19 protein-coding genes are annotated in these 20,663 nt (G+C 61.0%); 4 read left to right on the top strand and 15 right to left on the bottom strand.

Annotated elements, in window-relative coordinates; genetic code table 11:
• Nucleotides 1-100 precede the first annotated feature (100 nt).
• From A6M21_RS15925 to A6M21_RS15910, 4 genes are all read left to right on the top strand, one after another.
• Nucleotides 101-346 (top strand): hypothetical protein, encoded by a 246-nt coding sequence (locus A6M21_RS15925; RefSeq protein ID WP_066670964.1) that lies wholly within the window; start codon nt 101-103, stop codon nt 344-346.
• Entirely contained in the window at nt 336-767 is a 432-nt protein-coding gene (locus A6M21_RS15920) for a type II toxin-antitoxin system VapC family toxin (protein WP_066670962.1), read from the top strand. The genes A6M21_RS15925 and A6M21_RS15920 overlap by 11 nt, the downstream gene beginning before the upstream one ends.
• A gap of 404 nt (nt 768-1,171) precedes the next feature.
• Nucleotides 1,172-1,786: a sigma-70 family RNA polymerase sigma factor gene (locus A6M21_RS15915; protein ID WP_427854638.1), complete on the top strand. Its 615-nt coding sequence runs from the start codon at nt 1,172-1,174 to the stop codon at nt 1,784-1,786.
• Between the two features lie 368 nt (nt 1,787-2,154).
• Complete coding sequence (locus A6M21_RS15910; protein ID WP_078060791.1) at nt 2,155-3,339, top strand: zf-HC2 domain-containing protein; 1,185 nt, start codon at nt 2,155-2,157, stop codon at nt 3,337-3,339.
• 195 nt (nt 3,340-3,534) lie between these two features.
• Here the strand turns inward: A6M21_RS15910 and A6M21_RS15905 are convergent, their stop codons facing one another.
• From A6M21_RS15905 to atpB, 15 genes are all read right to left on the bottom strand, one after another.
• Entirely contained in the window at nt 3,535-7,557 is a 4,023-nt protein-coding gene (locus tag A6M21_RS15905) for an S-layer homology domain-containing protein (protein ID WP_066670954.1), read from the bottom strand.
• A 339-nt stretch (nt 7,558-7,896) separates the two neighbouring features.
• A complete protein-coding gene (locus tag A6M21_RS15900; RefSeq protein WP_066670951.1) occupies nt 7,897-8,460 on the bottom strand; it encodes a Uma2 family endonuclease in 564 nt (187 codons plus the stop codon).
• 110 nt (nt 8,461-8,570) lie between these two features.
• Nucleotides 8,571-9,614 carry a rod shape-determining protein gene (gene mreB / locus A6M21_RS15895; RefSeq protein ID WP_066670950.1) on the bottom strand — a complete coding sequence of 348 codons (1,044 nt, stop codon included), beginning with the start codon at nt 9,612-9,614 and terminating at the stop codon, nt 8,571-8,573.
• A 307-nt stretch (nt 9,615-9,921) separates the two neighbouring features.
• Complete coding sequence (gene spoIIID / locus A6M21_RS15890; protein WP_066670946.1) at nt 9,922-10,176, bottom strand: sporulation transcriptional regulator SpoIIID; 255 nt, start codon at nt 10,174-10,176, stop codon at nt 9,922-9,924.
• A gap of 121 nt (nt 10,177-10,297) precedes the next feature.
• Nucleotides 10,298-11,329, bottom strand: a complete 1,032-nt coding sequence (locus A6M21_RS15885) for a peptidoglycan DD-metalloendopeptidase family protein (RefSeq protein ID WP_066670943.1) — start codon at nt 11,327-11,329, stop codon at nt 10,298-10,300.
• 97 nt (nt 11,330-11,426) lie between these two features.
• Complete coding sequence (gene spoIID, locus A6M21_RS15880) at nt 11,427-12,407, bottom strand: stage II sporulation protein D (protein WP_066670939.1); 981 nt, start codon at nt 12,405-12,407, stop codon at nt 11,427-11,429.
• 165 nt (nt 12,408-12,572) lie between these two features.
• Nucleotides 12,573-13,865, bottom strand: coding sequence for a UDP-N-acetylglucosamine 1-carboxyvinyltransferase (gene murA / locus A6M21_RS15875; RefSeq protein ID WP_427854637.1), 1,293 nt, complete (start codon nt 13,863-13,865; stop codon nt 12,573-12,575).
• A gap of 295 nt (nt 13,866-14,160) precedes the next feature.
• A complete protein-coding gene (locus A6M21_RS15870) occupies nt 14,161-14,565 on the bottom strand; it encodes a F0F1 ATP synthase subunit epsilon (protein ID WP_066670936.1) in 405 nt (134 codons plus the stop codon).
• Nucleotide 14,566: 1 nt separating this feature from the next.
• Nucleotides 14,567-15,970 (bottom strand): F0F1 ATP synthase subunit beta, encoded by a 1,404-nt coding sequence (atpD, locus tag A6M21_RS15865; RefSeq protein WP_066670934.1) that lies wholly within the window; start codon nt 15,968-15,970, stop codon nt 14,567-14,569.
• Nucleotides 15,971-16,039: 69 nt separating this feature from the next.
• On the bottom strand, nt 16,040-16,891 hold the full coding sequence (gene atpG, locus A6M21_RS15860) for an ATP synthase F1 subunit gamma (protein WP_066670933.1): 852 nt from the start codon (nt 16,889-16,891) through the stop codon (nt 16,040-16,042).
• A gap of 43 nt (nt 16,892-16,934) precedes the next feature.
• Nucleotides 16,935-18,470 (bottom strand): F0F1 ATP synthase subunit alpha, encoded by a 1,536-nt coding sequence (atpA, locus tag A6M21_RS15855; protein WP_066670932.1) that lies wholly within the window; start codon nt 18,468-18,470, stop codon nt 16,935-16,937.
• Nucleotides 18,471-18,494: 24 nt separating this feature from the next.
• Nucleotides 18,495-19,037: a F0F1 ATP synthase subunit delta gene (locus A6M21_RS15850; RefSeq protein ID WP_066670929.1), complete on the bottom strand. Its 543-nt coding sequence runs from the start codon at nt 19,035-19,037 to the stop codon at nt 18,495-18,497.
• On the bottom strand, nt 19,031-19,516 hold the full coding sequence (gene atpF / locus A6M21_RS15845) for a F0F1 ATP synthase subunit B (protein WP_066670926.1): 486 nt from the start codon (nt 19,514-19,516) through the stop codon (nt 19,031-19,033). The genes A6M21_RS15850 and atpF overlap by 7 nt, the downstream gene beginning before the upstream one ends.
• A gap of 98 nt (nt 19,517-19,614) precedes the next feature.
• The gene (gene atpE / locus A6M21_RS15840) at nt 19,615-19,848 is read right to left on the bottom strand and encodes a F0F1 ATP synthase subunit C (protein ID WP_066670921.1); all 234 of its coding nucleotides are present in this window, start codon (nt 19,846-19,848) and stop codon (nt 19,615-19,617) included.
• Between the two features lie 67 nt (nt 19,849-19,915).
• Nucleotides 19,916-20,653 carry a F0F1 ATP synthase subunit A gene (gene atpB / locus A6M21_RS15835; RefSeq protein ID WP_066670919.1) on the bottom strand — a complete coding sequence of 246 codons (738 nt, stop codon included), beginning with the start codon at nt 20,651-20,653 and terminating at the stop codon, nt 19,916-19,918.
• Nucleotides 20,654-20,663 lie beyond the last annotated feature (10 nt).

Below are 20,663 nucleotides of genomic sequence, written 5' to 3'. Positions count from 1 at the left end.
GATCTACCACACCACCGGGGCGGCTTTTTTTACGACCGGCATTGCCCGGGGGGACGGAAACCGGGTATAATGAACGTAATGGGTAAATGGAGGTGGGTTAATGATGGATTTGGTACGGAAACAAGTCTATATATCGACTGACATGGACAAAACCATGAAACGAATCTGTTCGACTAAAAAACTGTCCGAGTCGGAAATCATGAGGCGGGCACTTGAAACATACTTAAAAGAGCACGGGATTAAGAACGAAGGCGACCCTATCTTAAAAACCGTAGGTATTGGGGCCAGCGAGGGACACGGAACCGGGTCCGTGGATCATGACGAAATCTATGACCATGTTCACTAAGATTTTTATTGATACCGGTGGCTTCGTTGCACTGGCTGATCGGAACGACATCTATCATGATCGGGCAGTCGAGTTTTACTACGAACTCGCTCCGAATATTCAACGAGTTACATCTTTGCCTGTCATTGGTGAAAGCTACGCCTGGGTTTTATATCACCTTGGGGGCGTACAAGCCAGGAAATGGCTTGGATATGTAGAAGAGGCCGAGGAGAAGTGTTTGCTCTTTGTAATTTATCCGGACAAAAATTTAGAGAAAAAGGCGCGCCGGATAATTTATCGCTTTGAGGACCAAAGTATTTCCTACGTCGATGCCCTTACCCTGGCTATTCTCCAGCTTCATCCGGAGATTGACAGCATTTTTTCTTTTGATCGTCACATGGTATTAGCCGGTATCCCTATTTTGCCGGGATCTGTTAAGTGAACTAGATATTTGTAGTTTCAGGCGCCGGGTTAATTAACTTGAAAGATGCTTCAGTTACACCTGCAGGCCGGGCAAAAGCGGTGAAAATAATGTTGCCCGATCAAAAAAAGGCAAAATCTACCGCCTTGGCCGGGGCGGCTTTTTTTACGACCGGCATTGCCCGGGGGGACGGAAACCGGGTATAATGAACGTAATGGGTAAATGCCTTTCCTTCCGTATTCTTGCTGCCACCATGGCAGGCAAGGAATGATTTGTATTTATCGGATAATAACACAGTTTCCCCGCAAGCAGGGACAAAGCCGGAATTATTTTTATAGATTGGGCCGGATTTCACCCCGGGAACGGAACTTTTTACGCATATAATGTGTCTAAAAAGTAAACCGGGAGGTTCCGCGCCCAGAGGAGTGCTTCCTTTGGATGAAGTGACGGAACTGGTCAATAGATCGCAGCACGGCGACCGGTTGGCTTTTGAACAGCTGGTGCTGATGTATCAGACGCGGGTTTATTCGTTGAGCTATCAACTGGCGGGCAACCACGCCGACGCCCAGGACCTGGCCCAGGAGGTTTTCATCCGCGCCTATCACGGGTTGAAAAGCTTCCGCCGGGAGGCGGATTTCGGCACCTGGCTGCACCGCATCGCTGTGAACATCTGGCTGAATGTGAAACGCCGGCGTGACCGGGCGACGGTGGTTTCCCTGGACGAACCGGTCCAGACGAACGAAGGGGAAGTGGCCCGGGAGGTGGCCGCCTCCGCGGGCGACCCGCTGGAAGCGCTGGAGGAAAAGGAGTTCCGTGGCCTGGTGGGCAAAGCGCTGAACGAACTGACGGCGGAGCACAAAGCCGTGCTGGTGCTGCGGGAAATTGAGGGCTGCAGCTACGACGAGATTGCCGGGATTATGGACTGCAGTGTGGGCACGGTGCGTTCCCGCCTGAACCGGGCGCGGGAAACACTGAAGAAAAAAGTCGCCGCGCTGGCGGCGGAAAACGGCATAAACCTGCCGGGAACATCTCATAAGTAAAATCTTTCCCTGCTGATGATGAACCCGGCCTGGCGGAAAAAATATCATTAATGATCCTGACCGGACAGGTTAAGGCATATTATGACTCCAGGAGCACGTCAAAGTTCTCTTACGGTGCCATATAAAGCAGCAATAGACAAGATGCTCTACATTGTGCGACGGAAAAACGGCTTTGACATTGCCGTGACTTTATGTACAGATATGCAGAAACAAAAGGCAATGCGCACCTTAAATATAGCTAACGAAATAATCGGCACTATTGTTACTGTGATGCTGATACTGCCAAACTGTACGTCATCCGGAAAATCTCCGGACCGGCGGATATGAACATTTGAACGCACTCCCGGCAAGGGAGCGGCAAGAAGGTGATGGCAATGCAATGCCGGGAAGCAAGAAAACTGATTTATCCCTGCCTGGACGGCGAACTGCCCGGCGACGCGGAGCGGGCGTTCCGGGAGCACCTGGCCGTCTGCCCGGGGTGCCGGGCGGAAATGGCACAATGCCGGGCCATCGCCGGCGCATTGAAGGGCATGGCCGTCCCGGTGGTGCCGCCGCAGGGCTTCAGCGCCGGCGTGATGGAACGTTTGGCCGGTGAAGGAACCGGCCTGCTCCCGGACGCCGGGCGATTGGCCGGAACAGGAAAAGGCGCGCACGCGGGCGCCGCGTTACCGGCCGGAAACGGACCCGGACGCTGGTGGGGCAATCTTTCCGCCGCCTGGCGGCGGGGTGTGGCCGTGGCCGCCTCGGCACTCATCCTGCTGGGCGGTACGGCGGGCTTTGCCGCCCGCTACGGCTGGCTGCCGGTAAGCATGCACGCGCCGGCCGTGATTGCGGATAACAATTCCGGCAGCGGGCAAACGGCGCCGGGACATAGCGGCGGGCAAACGGTTGCGCCCGTACCGGGAAACGCCAATCCGGCCGCTCCGGGTCAGCCGGGCGTAACGCAGCCAAACGGTGCTTCAAAAGAGGGTACGGGACAGCCGGGCAATAGCGCGGACCGGCAGACGGGCAACAATACCGGCGCGAATGGCGGTTCGCAAACCGGCGCCGCCCGTAACAGCGGCACCCCGGCAGATAAAAGCAGCCCGTCCAAAATGTCTTCCTTGTCCGCACCGGGAGCACCGCGGGTATTTCTCAACCAGCCCCGGACCATTGACAGCATGTTGATCAAGGTGCAGGTAACGGATCTGGCGGCGGCCCGGCAAAAGCTGCTGGCCGCGACCGGCGGCGCATCCTATCAGGGGTTCGGCCAGCAATACGAAGCCGGCCACAAGGTGGAGATAATGCGCTTCGTGGTACCGGCGGAGCGCGCCAACACATTTGAAAACACGGCCCGGAGCCTGGGCATGGTCATCGACGAGCAGCAGCAGAGCAAAGACATCTCCGCTCAGTTTGCCGCCACCCTGGACCACTACCAGGCGCTGATCGCCCAGCGCAACAGCGGCGGCGGTACGGCCGACCTGAACGCACAGATCAAGTCCCTGGAGCAGCAGTTGGTCACCTGGGACCAGGAGGCGCAAGACCAGGTGGTTGTGGTGTGGGTGCAGCAGTAGGGGGATGGTGTTATATGAGAACGCGTCAGATAATCGAGGCCCGGCTGAATAGCCGGGCCTGTACTTTTGGGCGTTGAAGTTAATTGGCCTGTCAGCGTTGTGGGGGTAAATATCCGAATATATCTTTCAATTCCACCCGTAGCCCCGGCAAAAGCAGCGAAACCAGCTAATTACAAGGATTTAAGCTCTTTCAGATCACAGCCCCATCAGCAGGCGCAGGCGGTAGATGATTACCGCCGCCTGGGCGCGGGTGAGCGGTCCGGCTGGATCGAAGCGCTGTCCGGGGTCGCCGGCCATCAGGCCGAAACGGGCCACCAGGGCCACGGAAGTGCGCGCCCAGGCCGGAATAGCTCCGGCGTCCGCGTAGGACGGCAAGATAAATGAGTCACTGCTTGATGCGGAGTTGCCACCCCGGTTAGCATTCCTTCCGCCCGTATTGCCGCCGCCGGCCGGACTACCGCCATCCGCGGAGTTTGTTCCGGCTGCACCGGCGGCGTCCGTCCCGCCATGCGGCGGAGTACCGGTTGTTTTTACCGTGCCGCTGCCGCCGCTGTTGACAGGGGTGCCGGCGGTGCCTTTTTGTGCCGCGCCGGTGGCGGACGTGCCGCCGGAGGCACCGGCAGGCGGTTCTCCGTTATTCTTGACCAGCCCCGTTACTTCCAGCACGCGCGCCAGGATGCCGGCCGCCTCCAGCCGGGTCACCGGCTGATCCGGCCGGAAGGTGCCGTCCGGATAACCGGAGATAACACCCCGGGTCAGGGCGGCCTTGATCGCCCCGGCAGCCCAGGCGGGCAGTCGGTCCGCAGGCGCGGCCGGGGCGGTTCCGTGCCCCGGCCCGGCGGAGTCCGCCGCATCAGCGGCCGTTTGCATTGGGCCGCCTGCCTTCCCGGCCGGCGTTCCGCCACCATCTCCGCCACTGTCCGCCCCGGGAGCGCCTGTCCGGTCAAGATCCGGCGCCAGCACAGCCGGGCCGGCCTTCGTACCAGCACTGTTTTCCGCCCCGCTGCTCCAGCCCAGGGCGCGGGCCAGCATCACGGTGAACTCCGCCCGGGTGACCGGCCGGTCCGGATAAAATTTGCCGTCCGGGTAGCCGTTCAGCAGGCCGTTTTCCACCAGGCTGCCGATTTCTTTGGCCGCCCAGTGACCGCGTAGATCACTGAACATGTCCGCGCCGGGCACGGTGAGATATTCGCCGACCACACCGCCGGTACGCCGGTCCACTGCCACCACCTGCACCGTGCCGCCGGCCGGCCGGTTCAGGAGCGCTTCAAAGTCACCCCGGCCGTCCGTGCCGGCCTTTACCGGGGAGCCCTGTTCCGGGTATACATAAACGATATTGCCGGAAGTGCGCCCGGCAACCAGCAGGCCCAGGCCCTGGAGGCGGATGGACGCCTGCAGGGAGGGCGCCGGGACGCCCGGCCGGGAGCGCGCCTTCAGCGTCGCCAGCGACGGTGTGCCGCCGGCCGGCACGGCCAGGGAGATAAACTCGGCCGGTTCGCCGGGCCGGATGTCCTCCGGCTGTACCGGATAGCTGTTTTTTGTCACCAGCGTATACGGCGTCAGTAAGGCTTTTTCGCCGGTGGAGAAGGTGACCAGCCCGGTACTGGTATTGACGGACGTTACCCCCGCCTTGCCCCCGCCGGCCGCCTCGGCCGTATCCACCCGCAGGGCGGTGACGCCGTCCGGGGCCAGGGCCACCCGCACCCACTCGCCCGGCATCAGGTTATTAATGTCGCCCGGCCGGCCCCAGCGGAAAAACCGGGTTTGCGGCGTGACGGCCAGAGAGTGCATATGGTTTTGATAGTCCAGCAGCAGCAGATCCCGGCCGTTCTGCTTGTAGTACACCACCTGGCCGTAGGTGGTCTGATCGTAGATCGACGCGCCGATGGCCAGGTTGCCGGAAAGAAGCAGGGAGGCATACCGGCCGGGCTGGATGGCCGGCATGCCGGCGGGCCGCCCGTCCAGATCCACGTGCAGGCCGGGCATCAGGCGGAAACTGCCGCCCCCTGCCAGCCGCACGGTATTATTGCCGCCGTCCACGGCGGCCACCGTACCCACGGCCAGGTCGCGCTGCACGCCCAGGTAGGCCACCCGGTTCTCCGGCTCGCCGGCCAGCATCAGTCGCACCTTCATACCCGCGGCCAGCCCGGACAGGCTGCCGGCCGCCGGTTCGCCGAAGGGCAGATCGGCCGGGCTGGAGCCGGTCAGAGTGTCGTCAAAGGCGTAAACCGTGTTCTCATCCAGCAGATACGGCTGGCTGTGACCCAACAGGTACAGCCGGTGATTGGCCGCGTCCACGGCGCTGATCACGCCGTTTTCCTCCCGGAACCAGGCCCAGGCGCGCCAGGCGGTCTGGGTGAGCGGGTCGACCGAGGCCCAGATGCGCACGCCCGGAGGCACGTCACCCGGCCGGGCGGGCTGATCGTTCACCTGCAGCGGGTTATCGGCCCGCGGATCGATATAGTAGCCGCCGTTCCGGTGCTGCGGATCCGCCTCCTGCAGCAGCGTACCCGAAGCCAGGGGCAGCACATCGGCGGCCTGCTGCTTCCACACCTCCCCGGCCAGGTAAAGCGGGCTTCCGTCCACCATATAGGCGATTGTCCCGGGCAGGGCGTGGGTCAGGTTCCAGGGCGGCGTTTCACGGCCCAGGGCGATGTGTCCCGTATCCGGGAAGGCGGCTTCGCTGCCGTCGGTAAAATAGAGCCGGTTGTTTTGTACGTCGCTGTTCAGAATTGTCTTCTGCGCCAGCGGCTGGCCGTAAACCAGGGCGAAATCCTGGCCGGGCGCCGCCCCCGGCGCCACGCCGCGGCTTATTCTGGCGGCCTTGGCAATCACGGCGTAAGTGCCCGGGACGGGATGGGGAATGACCACCTGTTGCACATTATTGTTCGCATCCCGGCTGTCCGTGACAAAATGGCCGTCCGGAGTTTCCACCACCAGGTTCAAATCATTGATCAGCGTGCGCGCCGCACCAGGAACGGACGGGGGATCCGTCCAGGCCAGGGTGGCCTTGAAAGGCCGGGCGGGATCGCTTACTTTGAAATAATATGTATCCCTGTCCCCCCGGGTCAGCGGGTTGCGTTCATCAACGGCGGCAAAGGCCTTTTGCTGCAGGGAGAGCACGGTCTGGGCCAGGTCCAGGCGGCCGAAGCCCGCCCCGCCACCGGAAACGGGATCGGCTCCGTTGATCAGCGCCGCCTTCATCAGCGCAGCCGAGGGGTCGGGCACACCGGTTTGTCCGAAATACTGGCGCAACAGCACCGCCGCCCCGCCGGCCACCGCCGCGGCCATACTGGTGCCACTCATACGGGTGTAGTCCGGATCACCGGGCAGGTTGCCCTTGATCAAAGGAGAGCAGGCGGAAATGATCGCCGTGCCAGGAGCGACCAGATCCGGCTTGACGCGTCCGTCGGCGGTGGGGCCGCGGCTGGAGAAAGGAGCCAGCTTCGCCGCATTGTCGCTGTCCGGGCCGAAGGACGGGCGCACACTCTCGCTGGCCCCCACCACCAGGGCGTCCTTACTATTGGCCTCGGCCGTCAACGTACCGGCCGCCGGCCCGCTGTTGCCGGCGCCGAAGATGACCAGGAAGTCGGGATGCTGCCGCACAAAGGCATCGGTCTGGGCGGCGCCGCTCAAATAGGCGTTGGTTTCGGTGCCCCAGCCGTCCACGTGGATGCGTGCGTCGGCGGCATAGGCCGGTGTAAAAAGGCTGGTTAGATCTGCCGGCGGGTCGATCTTGCCGGCGGCATTGAGGATGGACTCGAAATAAAGGTTGGCGCCCGGGGCCAGGCCGGCGTAGCGGCCGTCCGAAGCCGCCCCGGTACCGGCGATGGTGGCCGCCATGTGGGTGCCGTGGCCCAGCGGATCGTCGGCCCTGGCCCGGCCGGCCCAGGATTTGAGCATGATCACCTTGGGCTTTTGACCGGGCGCGCTCTTCAGGTCCGGAACGGGATCGCTCATGTCGCCGTTACCCAAACCGCTGTCCGCGATGGCCACCACTTCCCCGGCGCCGGTGAGCCCGCCGGGCGTGACGAACCCCGGCGCGGCAAGCGGCGCCGCGCCCACGATGGCCGCCGCGCGGTCGTTCAAAAAACTCACCCGGGGCTCCGGCGCACGCTTCCCGGCGGTTGCTCCGGACCAGTCCGGCATGAACAGCAAGATGCCGGCCAATAACAGGACCGGCAGGAGTGCGCGGCGGCCTGTCAACCATTTGTGCATGCTTAAGGACTCCTTATGTACAATTGGTTTCCTTTCCCTGACTGAAAAGATAATTCGACACAAAAAGGGGTTCTCCTGCCGTTTTTGTTAAGTTAATTAATTGTTAACATTGTGAGTCTTTCTCCCCTTCCGGCGGGCCTTATGATTTCCCGGACCGGTGAAAATATCCCGGCTTTGCCCCGCCGCTCCCTGAAGTGCACAGCTTCATTATATATAGACGTATGAAGGGGGCGAAATGTTGCCGGAAAAACAAAAAATTTGAGGACGGTGATTAATTTTTTGTCCCCAAATTTCCCTGCCGTTTAACTCTCCGTTGCGGAAATATAACCTTCCACCAAGCTAAGCCCACACCTGTTGCAGATCCACCGTCAGACCGGAAAAAATCTCCGGTGTAAATGCCGCGCTGTCTTCCCAACAGTGCACCAGTACATAGATACCTCTGGCCAGGCGGAACTCTTCCAGCTTTTTCTCCCGCGGATCCAGCACCCAGTAATACGGCACCCCGTAGCGGGCATAAACCTGTGCTTTGGTCACCCGGTCCGCGCTGGATGAAGAGTTGGAGACAATCTCCACTACCAGGTCCGGGGCGCCACACACATTTTTTTCGGTAAGCACGGACTGCCTGGTCCGGGACACATAGACCAGGTCCGGCTGGACAACGCTGATCCGGCTTAAGACCACATCCAGCGGAGCAAAAAAAACTTCCCCCAGGTCATGCCGGGAAACAAAAGCGTGCAAAAGAAAAGCCAGATTGCGTAAGACCCGTTGATGCCCGGTGGTGGGCGATGGCGTCACGTGCAGCACCCCTTCGCAGATCTCGTAACGATTGCCATCGTCCGGCAACTGCAGATAATCGTCGTAGGTGAGAATGGCTTCCCCCGCCGGTGGCGCTGATCCACCCACTGCCGGCACCTCCCCGTTTGCATTTGCGCTTATTGTAAGCTTATTTCCGGATAATGTCAAGAATTACTGCCGTTCCGGCATGTGCCGCCGGCCGGCGGGTATGCGGCCCGTTAGACTATCTTTTTCAGGCTAACCGGCGGCCGGCGCCGCGGCGAGTTGGATGAGAGCACATTGAGCATGGCCAGCGCGCGGCCGGTGCCCATGGCCACACAGGAAAGGGCATCCTCGGCCACATAGACGGGCACTCCCGTGGCCCGGCTGATCAGCGTGTCAATGCCCCGCAGAAGCGAACCGCCACCGGTCATGACGATACCCTTGTCCACAATATCAGCGGACAGCTCGGGCGGTGTGTGTTCCAGCACTTCTTTCACCGCGCCCACCACCGCGTCCAGGTTTTCCTTGATCGCCGCATAAACCTGGCCGCTGGTGATGGTGATCGCCCGCGGCAGACCGGACAGCAGATCCCGCCCCCGGATTTCCATGGATCTTTCTTCTCCCGTATCCGGGCAGGCATCGCCGATTTCCATTTTGATCTCCTCGCCGCTGCGCTCACCCACGGCCAGGTTGAATTCCCGCCGCACAAAGCGCACAATGGACTCATCGAATTTATCCCCGCCTACCCGCAGGGAAATGCTGTAGACCACCCCGCCCAGCGAAAGCACGGCCACGTCGGCCGTGCCGCCGCCGATATCCACCACCATGGTGGCGGTGGGTTCGGAGATGTCCAGCCCGGCCCCAAGGGCGGCCGCCAGCGGCTCTTCTATAACGTGCGCCTGACGGGCGCCAGCCTGAACGGCGGCCTGTTTGACCGCCCGCTCTTCCACGCCGGTGACGCCGGAAGGTATGCAGACCATCACCCGCGGGCGGAAGAACAGCTTGTGTCCACACGCTTTGCCGATGAAATGGCGCAGCATTTTTTCCGTCACGTCATAGTCGGCGATCACCCCGTCCCGCAGCGGACGGGTGGCCACAATGTTGCCAGGAGTGCGGCCGAGCATGCGTCTGGCTTCCGCGCCCACAGCAATCACCCGGCCAGTTTCCTTGTTCAAAGCCACCACCGAGGGCTCGCGCAGCACGATGCCCCGGCCCTTGACATATACCAGCACGTTGGCCGTGCCCAGATCTATGCCGATATCCGTTGTCAAACCGAGCATTAATCCGGATCTCCTTTCCCCTTCCCCAACACCGGCCCGGGCGGAACCACCCCGAAAAGCAGGCTGTATGCACAACATCCCTTGCTTTCCCGCGTTTACCCGGGCCTGTCCACCGGCCGGACCCGGCCGGTTTACTATGTACGATGAACAACAAGGGATTATTCTACATTTTCAGGGAAATTCCTCTAGCCAGCAAAAACTTTTCACAAGTTGCCGGCACGCCCGGTTCTACGGAATATATGCCGATTTGATCCAAGACAGACCGTCAAAAACCGTCCCGCCGGACAGCTGCCCCCGGATTTGCAACCTAGATGATGTTTTCCCGGTATTTCTTCCGTGTCGCTTCCCCGCCCCGTAAATGCCGCTCGGATTTGTTATAGTCCAGTATCCTTTTTACCTGGACGGCCAGTTCCTTGTTCAAGGACGGCAACCGTTCGGTCATATCTTTATGCACCGTGCTCTTGCTCACCTGAAACACCTGCGCGGCCTGACGCACGGTGGCCCGGGTCTCCAGGATATAGGCGCAAATATCCAGTACTCTTTTCTGGATGTATTCCTGCATTGCCCTACCTCCCCGGCTGAATAGCTACTAAAATATATATGCGTGGCAGATGGATAAATGCCGGAAATAAAGAAAAAAGCCCGTCGGCGGGCAGCTTCCGGGCTGATTTTCATTTTTGCCGTTATCTTTCGTTTGCCAGATACTTTGCCGGATCCATTGTTTGACCGGCGTGCCGCAGGACCAGGGTGAACCGGGATACTTTTGCGCCCGGCGTTACCGCGGGCAGCGCGCCGATAATCTCACCGGCGCCCACCGTCTGGCCGGAACGCACCCGCACCGTGTCCAGGCCCTGATAGGTGGTTTGCCAGCCGTTGCCGTGATCGATGGTCACGCTGTAGCTTGCCGGCCGGCGTTGGCCGCCGTTCCCCGGCAGTGCGACTGCGGGCCCGGGAACAATATTTTTCACCCGCCCCGGCGCCGCCGCTTTGACACTGCCGCCCGGCACGGCGGCAAACTCCACCCCGTCGTTAAAGCGGTAATCACCGTAAACTTCCGAATAGCCGGGACCGAAAGCCCGGTCGACTGCGCCACTGACCGGGCGGCAAAGGGAAATGCCGCCGGAGGGCTGTTCCGCATTTCCTGCTACAATGCCGCTACCGGCCGCCGCCGGGCTGCCGGTTCTTCCGCTTGACGGTTCCGTGCCGCCGGCGGCCGTTCGCCCGTCACCGGAACGGTAGGCAGTTGCACCGGTAACAGCGCCGGAGGGCGATGACATGTCCCCGGTACCGGCGGTTCCGTGCACGAACTTGCCGGATGCCGGACCGGCAGCTTCACTGGAGGATGTTTTGCCGGCTGTTGAAGACGTTCCGGTTTCTTTTCCGGTTCCTGCCGGACTGCTTCCGTCAACCGGTTGACTTATACCGGCCGATGCCGGGACGGCCGCTCCCGGCCCTTGCATCAATTCCACACCCGGTCTGTTTTGCGGCGCCGGTCCGGCCGGTTGCCAGGTACCGGCCGCCGCCCAGATCAAGCCGGCCACCAGCACCACCGCCATCGTCCCGGCCAGGGCAAAGTGCCACCACCCGGCGCTCCGGCGCGTTTCCGCGCCATCTTGCCCCGGCTCGCCCAGCAGCCACCGGCGCAGCCACCGGCGATACTTTTTCACTCCGTCGGAGGCCGACAGGCGTTCGTCAAAAGGCCACAATTCAATCACCCCGTGAATTTTCCCGCCCGGGCGTTGTTCCCGGGGAGATACAAATTCCTTTAGGCTAATTGTGGCCAAACGGCGGAAAAATTATTCTTCACCGTTCCTACATCTTGATGATATCCACCCCGGTGTAATAATGCTTCAGGATCTGTTCGAAATTATAGCCTTGCAGTGCATAGCCCTTGGCCCCGTATTGGCACATGCCCACGGCGTGCCCGTAGCCGCGGGTGGTTATTTCGACCCGGTCGCCCTTCAACTGCATCGTAAAGGCGGTGGAGCGCAGCCCGAGCCGGTCGCGTACGGTAGTGGCGGGAAATGTGCGCCCGCCCATACTCACGGTCAGCGCCCGGCCGGCGGGGGTGCGTGCAATGACGGCAAAAGGCGCCGGCGGTGACACCTTGCGCACGCCCGCTCCGGGGATAACCGGCACCGCCCCCAGGTGCACGCCCAGCGACCGGTCCACCTGTTCAACGGGCAGGGTTACCTTGCGCACCGGCTGCGGGTCGGCGTCGTAGGGGCAATCCACCCTTTTTAAATAGGGCTCGTCACTTTGCCAGACGGTGGCGGCGCTTTCTGTACCCAGGCCGCCGCAGGAAGCGAAATAGGCCGGATCGATCAGCGCCCCCTGCCAAGTAAGCACCAAACCGCGTGTTTCATCCACCGCCCGGCGGATTTTAAAGTAATATTCATAGTAGCCGAAAAATCCCCAGCGCTTTTTCATTTCCGCCCGGGAAATCCAGGCCTGTCCGTCCCGGTGATCATCGCTGATATCGGAACCGGGGTGGGCGTTGTTGGCTACCCCGCCGGCCGTCAGGCGCCGCACGATATAAGTGCGGGCGGCTACCGCCTGCGCTTTGAGCGCCTCCACGGGGAAAGACGCCGGCATCTCGGCGGCCACCACGCCGGTAACGTAGTCTTCCAGGGGCAGGGAGACAATTTTGCCGGTTTCATGCACAAAGAGGCGCACCCGCACCGGCTCCGGCCGGATCTTCACCGGGGCGGGACGCTCCATCAGGTAGGGCAGGCCCAGGACGAGGGCAATGATGATCAGCAGCAAACCGAATAACGTTTTCGTTTTGCGCATATACCCGCCCCCCGGACCGTTTTAATTGCTGACATCCGCCGCATCACCCGGTATGCAACTTGCCGCTTCTTCCCAGATGACGCTTGCCGGTCAACCAGTTGAGCATCGCCGGCCACGGCCTGTCTACCCGGTCATCACATTAATATGCTTTAAATGCGCCGTCCATTACCGCCTTTCTTCCCGTCTTACGGCAGCACCCAGCGAGCGCAGCTTGTCGATCAGATTTTCATAGCCCCGGTCCAGGTGATGGACGTCCCCGATTTCCGTTTCCCCCGCCGCCCGCAGCGCGGCCAGGACCAGAGCGGCGCCGGCGCGCAGGTCGGTGGCGCGCACGCGCGCACCGGTCAGGCCGCGCACACCGTAAACCACCGCCGTGCGTCCGGCCACTTTGATCCGGGCGCCCATGCGCTTCAATTCGTTCACGTGCATGAAACGGTTTTCGAAAACCGTCTCGGTGACCACGCTGGTGCCTTTGGCCAGGGTCATCAGGGCCATCAACTGGGGCTGCATGTCGGTGGGGAAGCCGGGGTAGGGCATGGTCTTGATGTCCACCGGCCGGATCTCGCCGTTCCCGGCCACCCGGATGTTGCTTTCCCGTTCTTCCACTGTAATGCCCGCTTCCTGCAGCTTGGCCACCACCGGTTTCAGGTGGTCGCAAATTACGTTTTCCACCACCACGTCGCCGCCGGTGATCGCGGCCGCCACCAGAAAACTGCCGGCCTCAATGCGGTCGGGGATGATGCTGTGGGTGACGCCGTGCAGTTCTTCCACCCCCTGAATGCGGATGAGCTTGGTGCCCGCCCCTTTAATCCGCGCGCCCATGGCGTTGAGATAATTGGCCAGGTCGACCACTTCCGGCTCCTCGGCGGCATTTTCGATCACCGTCTGACCGCGGGCCAGCACCGCCGCCATGATGATGTTTTCCGTAGCGCCCACGCTGGGGAAGTCCAGATAAATGCGGCTGCCGGTCAGTGCGGACGCCCGGGCTTCGATATAGCCGCCGGTCTGGGCGATTTTCGCCCCGAGCAGGGCGAACCCCTTCAGGTGCAGGTCAATCGGCCGGGTGCCGATGGCGCATCCACCGGGCAGGGAGATGCGCGCCCGGCCGGCACGCGCCAGAAGCGGCCCCATGACCAGGAAGGAGGCGCGCATCTGGCGCACGAACTCGTAGGGCGCCTCGGTTGCCGGACGGTCCGGCGGCGTGATCACCAACCCGCCGCCCCGGCGCTCCACGCCGGCGCCCAGGTGCCGGATCACGGCACAGATCGTTTCCACATCGGCCAGTGCGGGCACTTCTTCCAGTTCGCAGGCGCTTTCAGCCAGCAGGGAGGCTGTAATGATTGGCAGCACGGCATTTTTGGCCGGGCTTACTTTCACCAGACCGGCCAGCGGCCGGCCGCCTTCAATCACCAGTGTTTCCACGTCCATCGCTCCGTTAAAAACAGTCCTGCCTGCCATTGTTGCCATTTTCAACCGCAGGCATACCCGTATTCGGAAATTAGCGATGCGGGACTGTTCCTTTCCGGATTATTCCGGTTTTTATCTGCACGCCTCGCCGCTGCTGCCGGCTTTCCGGGTCAAGCGGGCGGAAATTCTGAATAACTTTTGGCAAACCGTTTGTCCGGCACCGGACCGGTTTTATACCATCCGGACGGAGGATTTTAAATCAGGGGCGGATCGTCCGTCCGCGCAATACGAAAAGCCGGGGGATTTTGCATCTCCCGGCTCTTGGCATGACATTCTGTTGTCCGGCTTATTCCGCCGCTTTCAGGCGGTTGAGGGCACGTTTCAAGGCCAGTTCGGCCCGGGCGACATCCAGTTCGGAGGTCTTGGAGGCGAGGCGCTGTTCGGCGCGCCGTTTGGCCTCTTCGGCCCGCTCCCGGTCAATCTGATCGTCGCGCTCGGCCGTGTTGGCCAGCACGCTCACCTTGCTGTTGCGCACTTCCACGAAACCGCCGCTGACAGCCACTTTGAAGGGCTTGCCTTCCTCCGGCTGCACCCGGATAATGCCGATCTTGAGGGCGCTGACCAGCGGAGCGTGCTCGGGCAGGAAGCCCAGTTCGCCTTCCACGCCCGGCACCACCACAAAGCGGACGTCGCCGCTGAATACCTTGCGCTCGGGGGTGACAATTTCCAGGCGTTGGGTCTTTTCCGCCATACTATGCACTTCCCTCTGCTAAGCGTTTCCCCTTGGCCACGGCGTCATCAATGGTACCGACCATGTAGAATGCTTCCTCGGGCAGGTTGTCGTGCTTGCCTTCCAGGATTTCCTTGAAGCCGCGCATGGTGTCTTTCAGGGACACATACACGCCGGGCATGCCGGTGAATGTCTCGGCCACATGGAAGGGCTGGGACAGGAAACGCTGCAGTTTGCGCGCCCGGGCCACAGTCAGTTTGTCTTCGTCGGAAAGCTCCTCCATGCCCAGGATGGCGATAATATCCTGCAACTCCTTGTAGCGCTGCAGCACCATCTGCACACCGCGGGCGATCTGGTAGTGGTCCTGCCCCACCACGTGGGGGTCCAGGATGCGGGAGGTGGAGTCCAGGGGGTCCACCGCCGGGTAAATGCCCAGTTCGGCGATCTGCCGGGACAGCACCACCGTGGCGTCCAGGTGGGCGAAGGTGGTGGCCGGCGCCGGGTCGGTCAGGTCGTCGGCCGGCACGTAAATGGCCTGCACCGAGGTAACCGAACCCTTGCGGGTGGAGGTGATGCGCTCCTGCATCTGGCCCATTTCAGTGGCCAGGGTGGGCTGGTAACCCACAGCCGAGGGCATGCGGCCCAACAGGGCGGAAACCTCGGAACCGGCCTGGGTGAAACGGAAGATGTTATCGATAAACAGTAGCGTGTCCGCGCCTTCCGCATCACGGAAGAACTCGGCCATGCACAACCCGGTCAGGGCCACCCGCAGGCGGGCACCGGGAGGCTCGTTCATCTGGCCGAACACCATGGTGGTCTTGTCCAGCACGCCCGACTCGGTCATTTCACGGTAGAGGTCGTTGCCCTCGCGGGTGCGCTCGCCCACGCCGGCAAATACCGAGATGCCGCCGTGCTGCTTGGCGATGTTGTTGATCAGCTCCATCACGATAACCGTCTTGCCCACGCCGGCGCCGCCGAACATGCCGACCTTGCCGCCCTTCAGGAAGGGCACCAGCAGGTCCACCACTTTCAGGCCGGTTTCCAGCTGTTCCGCCCGGGTGGACTGCTCCACCAGCGGGGGGGCGGAACGGTGGATCGGATAGTAGTTTTTGCTTTCAATCTTGCCCTTGCCGTCAATGGGCAGCCCGAGCACGTCCACCACGCGGCCGAGCACGTCGCGTCCCACCGGCACGGTAATCGGCTTGCCGGTATCGGCCACTTCCATGCCCCGCACCAGGCCGTCGGTGGCGCTCATGGCCACGGTGCGCACGCAGTTGTTGCCCAGGTGCTGCGCCACTTCCAGGGTCAGGTCGTCCTGGCCCTCGCGGGCGATTTTCAAGGCGCTATAGATGTCAGGCACCTGGCCGGGGGGGAAGCGCACGTCCACCACCACGCCGATGACCTGAACTATATGACCAACATTCATTGACTACTTCGTACCTCCTTTGCGCTTGACTCAACTGGCCATAAGAAGGTTCCCATAAATCATGCCGTCTTACTCCAGCGCCGCCGCGCCGCCCACAATTTCGGAAATTTCCTTGGTGATGGCCGCCTGGCGCGCCCGGTTCATGGACAGGGTCAGCCGGTCGATCATGTCCGCGGCGTTCTTGGTGGCCGAGTCCATGGCCGTCATGCGGGCGCTTTGCTCACCGGCCTTGGATTCCAGCAGGGCGTAATAGACCATGTTTTCCACATAGCGTGGTAACAGGACGTTGAGCACTTCTTCCGCGTCCGGCTCGAAAATGTAATCCACCTTTTTGGCCTCTTCCGCCCCGGCCGGCGGTTGTACGGGCAGCAACTGGATCATCTGTGGACGCTGAATCAGCACATTCACGAATTCGCTGTAGATCAGGTAGACGGCGTCAAATTCGCCGGCCCCGTACTGCCCGATGACAAAACGGGCGATCTCCTGCGCCTGCCCCAGACTGATTGTCTCGCCCAGACCGACATACTGCTGGGCGATATGGTAGTTCCGCCGGCGGAAGAAGTCCCGCCCCTTGCGGCCGACGCAGATCATGCTGGTGGCGTCGCGATCCTTGATTTCATGGCTGGCCTTGCGGATCAGGTTGCCGTTGAAGCCGCCGCACAGACCCCGGTCGGCAGTCACCAGCAGGTAGGCCACCTTTTTCGGCTCCCGCACTTCCAAAAGCGGATTGCGCACATTACCGGCCGAGTTGGCCACCCGCCCCAGCACGTCGCGCATTCTTTTGGCATAGGGCCGGGCCGCCAGCACCTGATCCTGCGCCCGGCGCATTTTGGCGGCGGACACCGCCTTCATCGCCTTGGTGATTTTCTGCGTGCTCTGAATGCTCTTGATGCGGCGCCTCAAGTCACGTAAACTGGCCATCTAAGTTTTCACCACCTCGCCTGTTGGCGCTCAATGTCCGGCTTTATGCCGGCTTGGCCACGAAGCCTTTCTTGAATTCGAGGATGGCTGCCTTCAATTTTTCTTCCGTATCCTTGCTCATTTCGCCGGTTTTGCCAATGGACTCACCCACATCGGGATGGCTGGCCCGCATATATTTCAGGAAATCAGCCTCAAAAGGCAGCACGCTTTCCACCGGCAGGTCGTCCAGATAGCCGTTGACGCCGGCATAGATGCTCATCACCTGTTCCTCCACCGGCATGGGCACGTACTGCCCCTGCTTCAACAGTTCCACCATGCGCTCGCCGCGGGTCAGGCGGGCCTGGGTGGCCTTGTCCAGGTCGGAGCCGAACTGGGCGAAGGCGGCCAGTTCACGGTACTGGGCCAGGTCCAGGCGCAGGGTGCCGGCGTATTTCTTCATCGCCTTCACCTGTGCCGCGCCGCCCACCCGGGATACCGAGATACCTACGTTCACGGCCGGGCGGATACCGGCGTAGAACAGGTCGGGCTCCAGGAAGATCTGGCCGTCGGTGATCGAAATCACGTTGGTCGGAATATAGGCCGAAACGTCGCCGGCCTGTGTTTCAATGACGGGCAGGGCGGTCATGGAACCGGCGCCCAGTTCGTCGTTCAATTTGCAGGCGCGCTCCAGGAGCCGGGAGTGCAGGTTGAATACATCGCCGGGGTAGGCTTCACGTCCGGGCGGACGCCGCAGCAGCAGGGAAAGTTCGCGGTAGGCCACCGCCTGTTTGGACAGGTCGTCATAGATAATCAACACGTGGCGGCCCTGTTCCATGAACTCCTCACCGATAGCCGCACCGGCGAACGGGGCCACAAACAGCAGCGGCGCCGGGTCGGAGGCGGTGGCGGAAACCACGATACTGTAATCCATCGCCCCGTGATCGGTCAGAATCTGCACCACGTTGGCCACCGTGGAGGCCTTCTGGCCCACGGCCACATAAATGCAGATTACATCCTTGCCCTTCTGGTTGATCATGGCGTCCAGCGCGATGGCCGTCTTGCCGGTCTGGCGGTCGCCCAGGATCAACTCGCGCTGGCCGCGGCCGATCGGAATCATGGCGTCGATGGCCTTCAGGCCGGTCTGCAGGGGCTGGTGCACCGGTTTACGGGTGATTACGCCGGGGGCGATGCGCTCCACCGGGCGGTACTTGTCCGAATTGACCGGACCCTTGCCGTCCAGGGGGCGTCCCAGCGGGTTGACCACCCGGCCGATCAGGGCGTCGCCCACGGGTACGGAAGCAATGCGGCCGGTGCGTTTCACCGTGTCGCCTTCCTTGATGTGGGTGTAGGCGCCCAGCAACACGCAACCGATGTTGTCCTCTTCCAGGTTCAGGGCCATGCCCAGGGTGGGCTCGCCGCCCTCGGTGGGGGCGGGGAACTCAAGCAGTTCCATGGACATGCAGGCTTCCAGGCCGTAGACCCGGGCGATGCCGTCACCCACCTGGATAACGGTGCCCACGTCACGCATTTCAATTTGCGCCTGGTATTTTTCAATCTGCTGCCGAATGATCGAGCTGATCTCTTCCGGTCGCAAATTCATACTACTGGTTCACCCCTATCCCAATTAACTTATTTGCCTGAGGTGTTCTCTCATGGTAGCCAGACGGGCGCGCAGGCTGCCGTCGATCACCCGGTCGCCGATACGCACGACCACTCCGCCCAGCAGGGCGGGATCCACGGCAAATGCTGTTTCGACTTTGCTGTCCGTCAGCTTGTTCAGCACGTCGCCCAGCTTTTTCTTTTCGTCCTTGTTCAGTTCCACGGCACTGGTCACTTCGGCCTTGACCACATGGCGCGCCCGGTTGGCCAGTTCCGTGAAAACAGCCGTAATATCGCTGATAAAGGCTTCCCGCTGCTTGTCCACCAGCAAGAACAGGAAATTTTCCGTTGTTACGGAGAGCTTGCCCTCAAAAAGGCCTTTCAGGAAGTCTTTTTTTTCAGCGGCGGTAATGCGCGGATGGAACAATACCTTTTGAAACTCGGGGGAGCCGGCGATAATCTGCGTGATCGCCTTCAATTCCGCCTCCACCTGGTCCACTGTGCCCGCGGCGGCGGCGATTTCATAAAGCGCCTCGGCATAACGTCCGGATACGGCTCCCTTTAGCATGGCAGATCCCCCGCCTCTTTAATGAAATCCTGCACCAGACCGTGCTGGATCTCGGGAGTGATGGTCTGATTGATAATCTTGCCGGCCACCAGGACGGACAGTGAAGCCACCTGGTCGCGCAATTCGGCAACCGCTTTCTCCTTCTCCCGGGCGATTTCCTGCAGGGCGTTGTCTTTTACGCGGTTCGCCTCGGTCTTGGCCGCTTCGATGATTTCCTGCGCCTGCACCTCGCCGGCTTTGGTCGCCTGCTGAATGATGGCCTGGGCCTCTTCCCTGGCTTTTTGCATGTCGGCCAGATACTGCTGGCGCAGAGCCTCGGCCTGTTTGCGATCCTCCTCTGCCGCCGCCACATTATTGGTAATGAATTCCTGACGGGACTTCAACATATTCGCAACGGGCTTGTAGGCCACAATGCGCAGAAAGATCAACAGGAGAATGAAATGGAAGAACTGGGCCAGCAGGGTGGCATTAAACTTCAAAACCTATTCCCCTCCTTCCGTTACCTTGACAAAAGGAAGGCCATAGCAGGCGGCAGCCACCTGCTATGCCGTTCCCAAGTCCCCGCTTTAAGGGGTGATTAACCGATTTTACCCATTAAGATGAAGGCGATAACCACGCCGATGATCGGCAGGGCTTCAATCAAACCGACGCCGATGAACATAGTGGTGTAAACGGTGCCCCGGGCTTCAGGCTGGCGGGCGACGGCTTCCACCGCGCGGCCGGTGACCAGACCGTCACCGATGCCGGCGCCCAGAGCGCCCAGGCCCACGGCCAGAGCGGTGCCAATGGCGGCAGCTGCTCCAATTTCCATAATTTTTCCCCTCCTTTCCCCGGTAATCTCCCTAAACAATCACATAGCAATACAAACACACAACGGATTAATGCTCGTCGGCAACCACCTGTCCCACGTAAGCGATGCTCAGCATGGTAAAGATGAAAGCCTGGATGCCTCCCACAAAGATACTGAATCCCAGCCAGATCACCGACGCGATAAAGCCGCCGAAGATGTCCCCGACCAGCGGGAACAGGCCCAGCAAAACGGCGATGAGCACTTCACCGGCGTAGATGTTCCCGTAAAGACGGAAGGCCAGCGTCACTGGCTTGGAAAGCTCTTCGACCAGGTTGATGGGTAAAAAGACAAAAACGGGTTTGACGAAGTGCTTGAAATACCCCAGTCCTTTGTACTTGAGGCCGAAGAACTGAATCAGCACAAAAGTGAAAAGGGACAGGGCAAAGGTGGTGTTATAATCGGCCGTGGGCGAATTCAAGGTGGGAACCAGGCCCAGGAGGTTGGAAAAGAGGATGAATATGAAATAGGTCAGAACGATGCTTAACAACGAAAGCCCTTTGACCGGATCCATATTGTCGTTGACCAAACCCCGCACAAAATCGTACATGGACTCAAAGGCCACCTGCAGCTTGCCGGGGCGGCGCATGTCCATGTTCCGGGTGGCGGCGACGGCAAAGATAATCACCAGCAGCATGGCCACCCAGGTCATGACAATGGTGCGCGGGTTGAGGTCGATGGGAAAGTTCCCGATCTGCCCCAGATGCCACGGCTGTTGCGGGAAGTTCCAAAAATTCAGCTTTTCCTCTACTTGCTCCATGCTCAACATCTGTAATCTC

The sequence above is a fragment of the Desulfotomaculum copahuensis genome (assembly GCF_001655685.1).
Lineage (GTDB): Bacteria > Bacillota > Desulfotomaculia > Desulfotomaculales > Desulfovirgulaceae > Desulfotomaculum_G > Desulfotomaculum_G copahuensis.
The sequence above is the reverse complement of the archived record's forward strand: the minus strand, read 5'-3'. Positions and strand labels throughout refer to the sequence as shown.

Excerpts from the sequence above, each read along its gene's own strand:
- A6M21_RS15905 (WP_066670954.1), bottom strand. The coding sequence starts at position 7,557 with ATGCACAAATGGTTGACAGGCCGCCGCGCACTCCTGCCGGTCCTGTTA.
- A6M21_RS15920 (WP_066670962.1), top strand. The coding sequence starts at position 336 with ATGTTCACTAAGATTTTTATTGATACCGGTGGCTTCGTTGCACTGGCT.
- atpB (WP_066670919.1), bottom strand. The coding sequence starts at position 20,653 with ATGTTGAGCATGGAGCAAGTAGAGGAAAAGCTGAATTTTTGGAACTTC.
- atpG (WP_066670933.1), bottom strand. The coding sequence starts at position 16,891 with ATGGCCAGTTTACGTGACTTGAGGCGCCGCATCAAGAGCATTCAGAGC.
- spoIID (WP_066670939.1), bottom strand. The coding sequence starts at position 12,407 with ATGCGCAAAACGAAAACGTTATTCGGTTTGCTGCTGATCATCATTGCC.
- spoIIID (WP_066670946.1), bottom strand. The coding sequence starts at position 10,176 with ATGCAGGAATACATCCAGAAAAGAGTACTGGATATTTGCGCCTATATC.
- atpA (WP_066670932.1), bottom strand. The coding sequence starts at position 18,470 with ATGAATTTGCGACCGGAAGAGATCAGCTCGATCATTCGGCAGCAGATT.
- murA (WP_427854637.1), bottom strand. The coding sequence starts at position 13,865 with ATGGCAGGCAGGACTGTTTTTAACGGAGCGATGGACGTGGAAACACTG.
- A6M21_RS15925 (WP_066670964.1), top strand. The coding sequence starts at position 101 with ATGATGGATTTGGTACGGAAACAAGTCTATATATCGACTGACATGGAC.
- A6M21_RS15910 (WP_078060791.1), top strand. The coding sequence starts at position 2,155 with ATGGCAATGCAATGCCGGGAAGCAAGAAAACTGATTTATCCCTGCCTG.
- atpD (WP_066670934.1), bottom strand. The coding sequence starts at position 15,970 with ATGAATGTTGGTCATATAGTTCAGGTCATCGGCGTGGTGGTGGACGTG.
- A6M21_RS15850 (WP_066670929.1), bottom strand. The coding sequence starts at position 19,037 with ATGCTAAAGGGAGCCGTATCCGGACGTTATGCCGAGGCGCTTTATGAA.
- A6M21_RS15870 (WP_066670936.1), bottom strand. The coding sequence starts at position 14,565 with ATGGCGGAAAAGACCCAACGCCTGGAAATTGTCACCCCCGAGCGCAAG.
- mreB (WP_066670950.1), bottom strand. The coding sequence starts at position 9,614 with ATGCTCGGTTTGACAACGGATATCGGCATAGATCTGGGCACGGCCAAC.
- atpE (WP_066670921.1), bottom strand. The coding sequence starts at position 19,848 with ATGGAAATTGGAGCAGCTGCCGCCATTGGCACCGCTCTGGCCGTGGGC.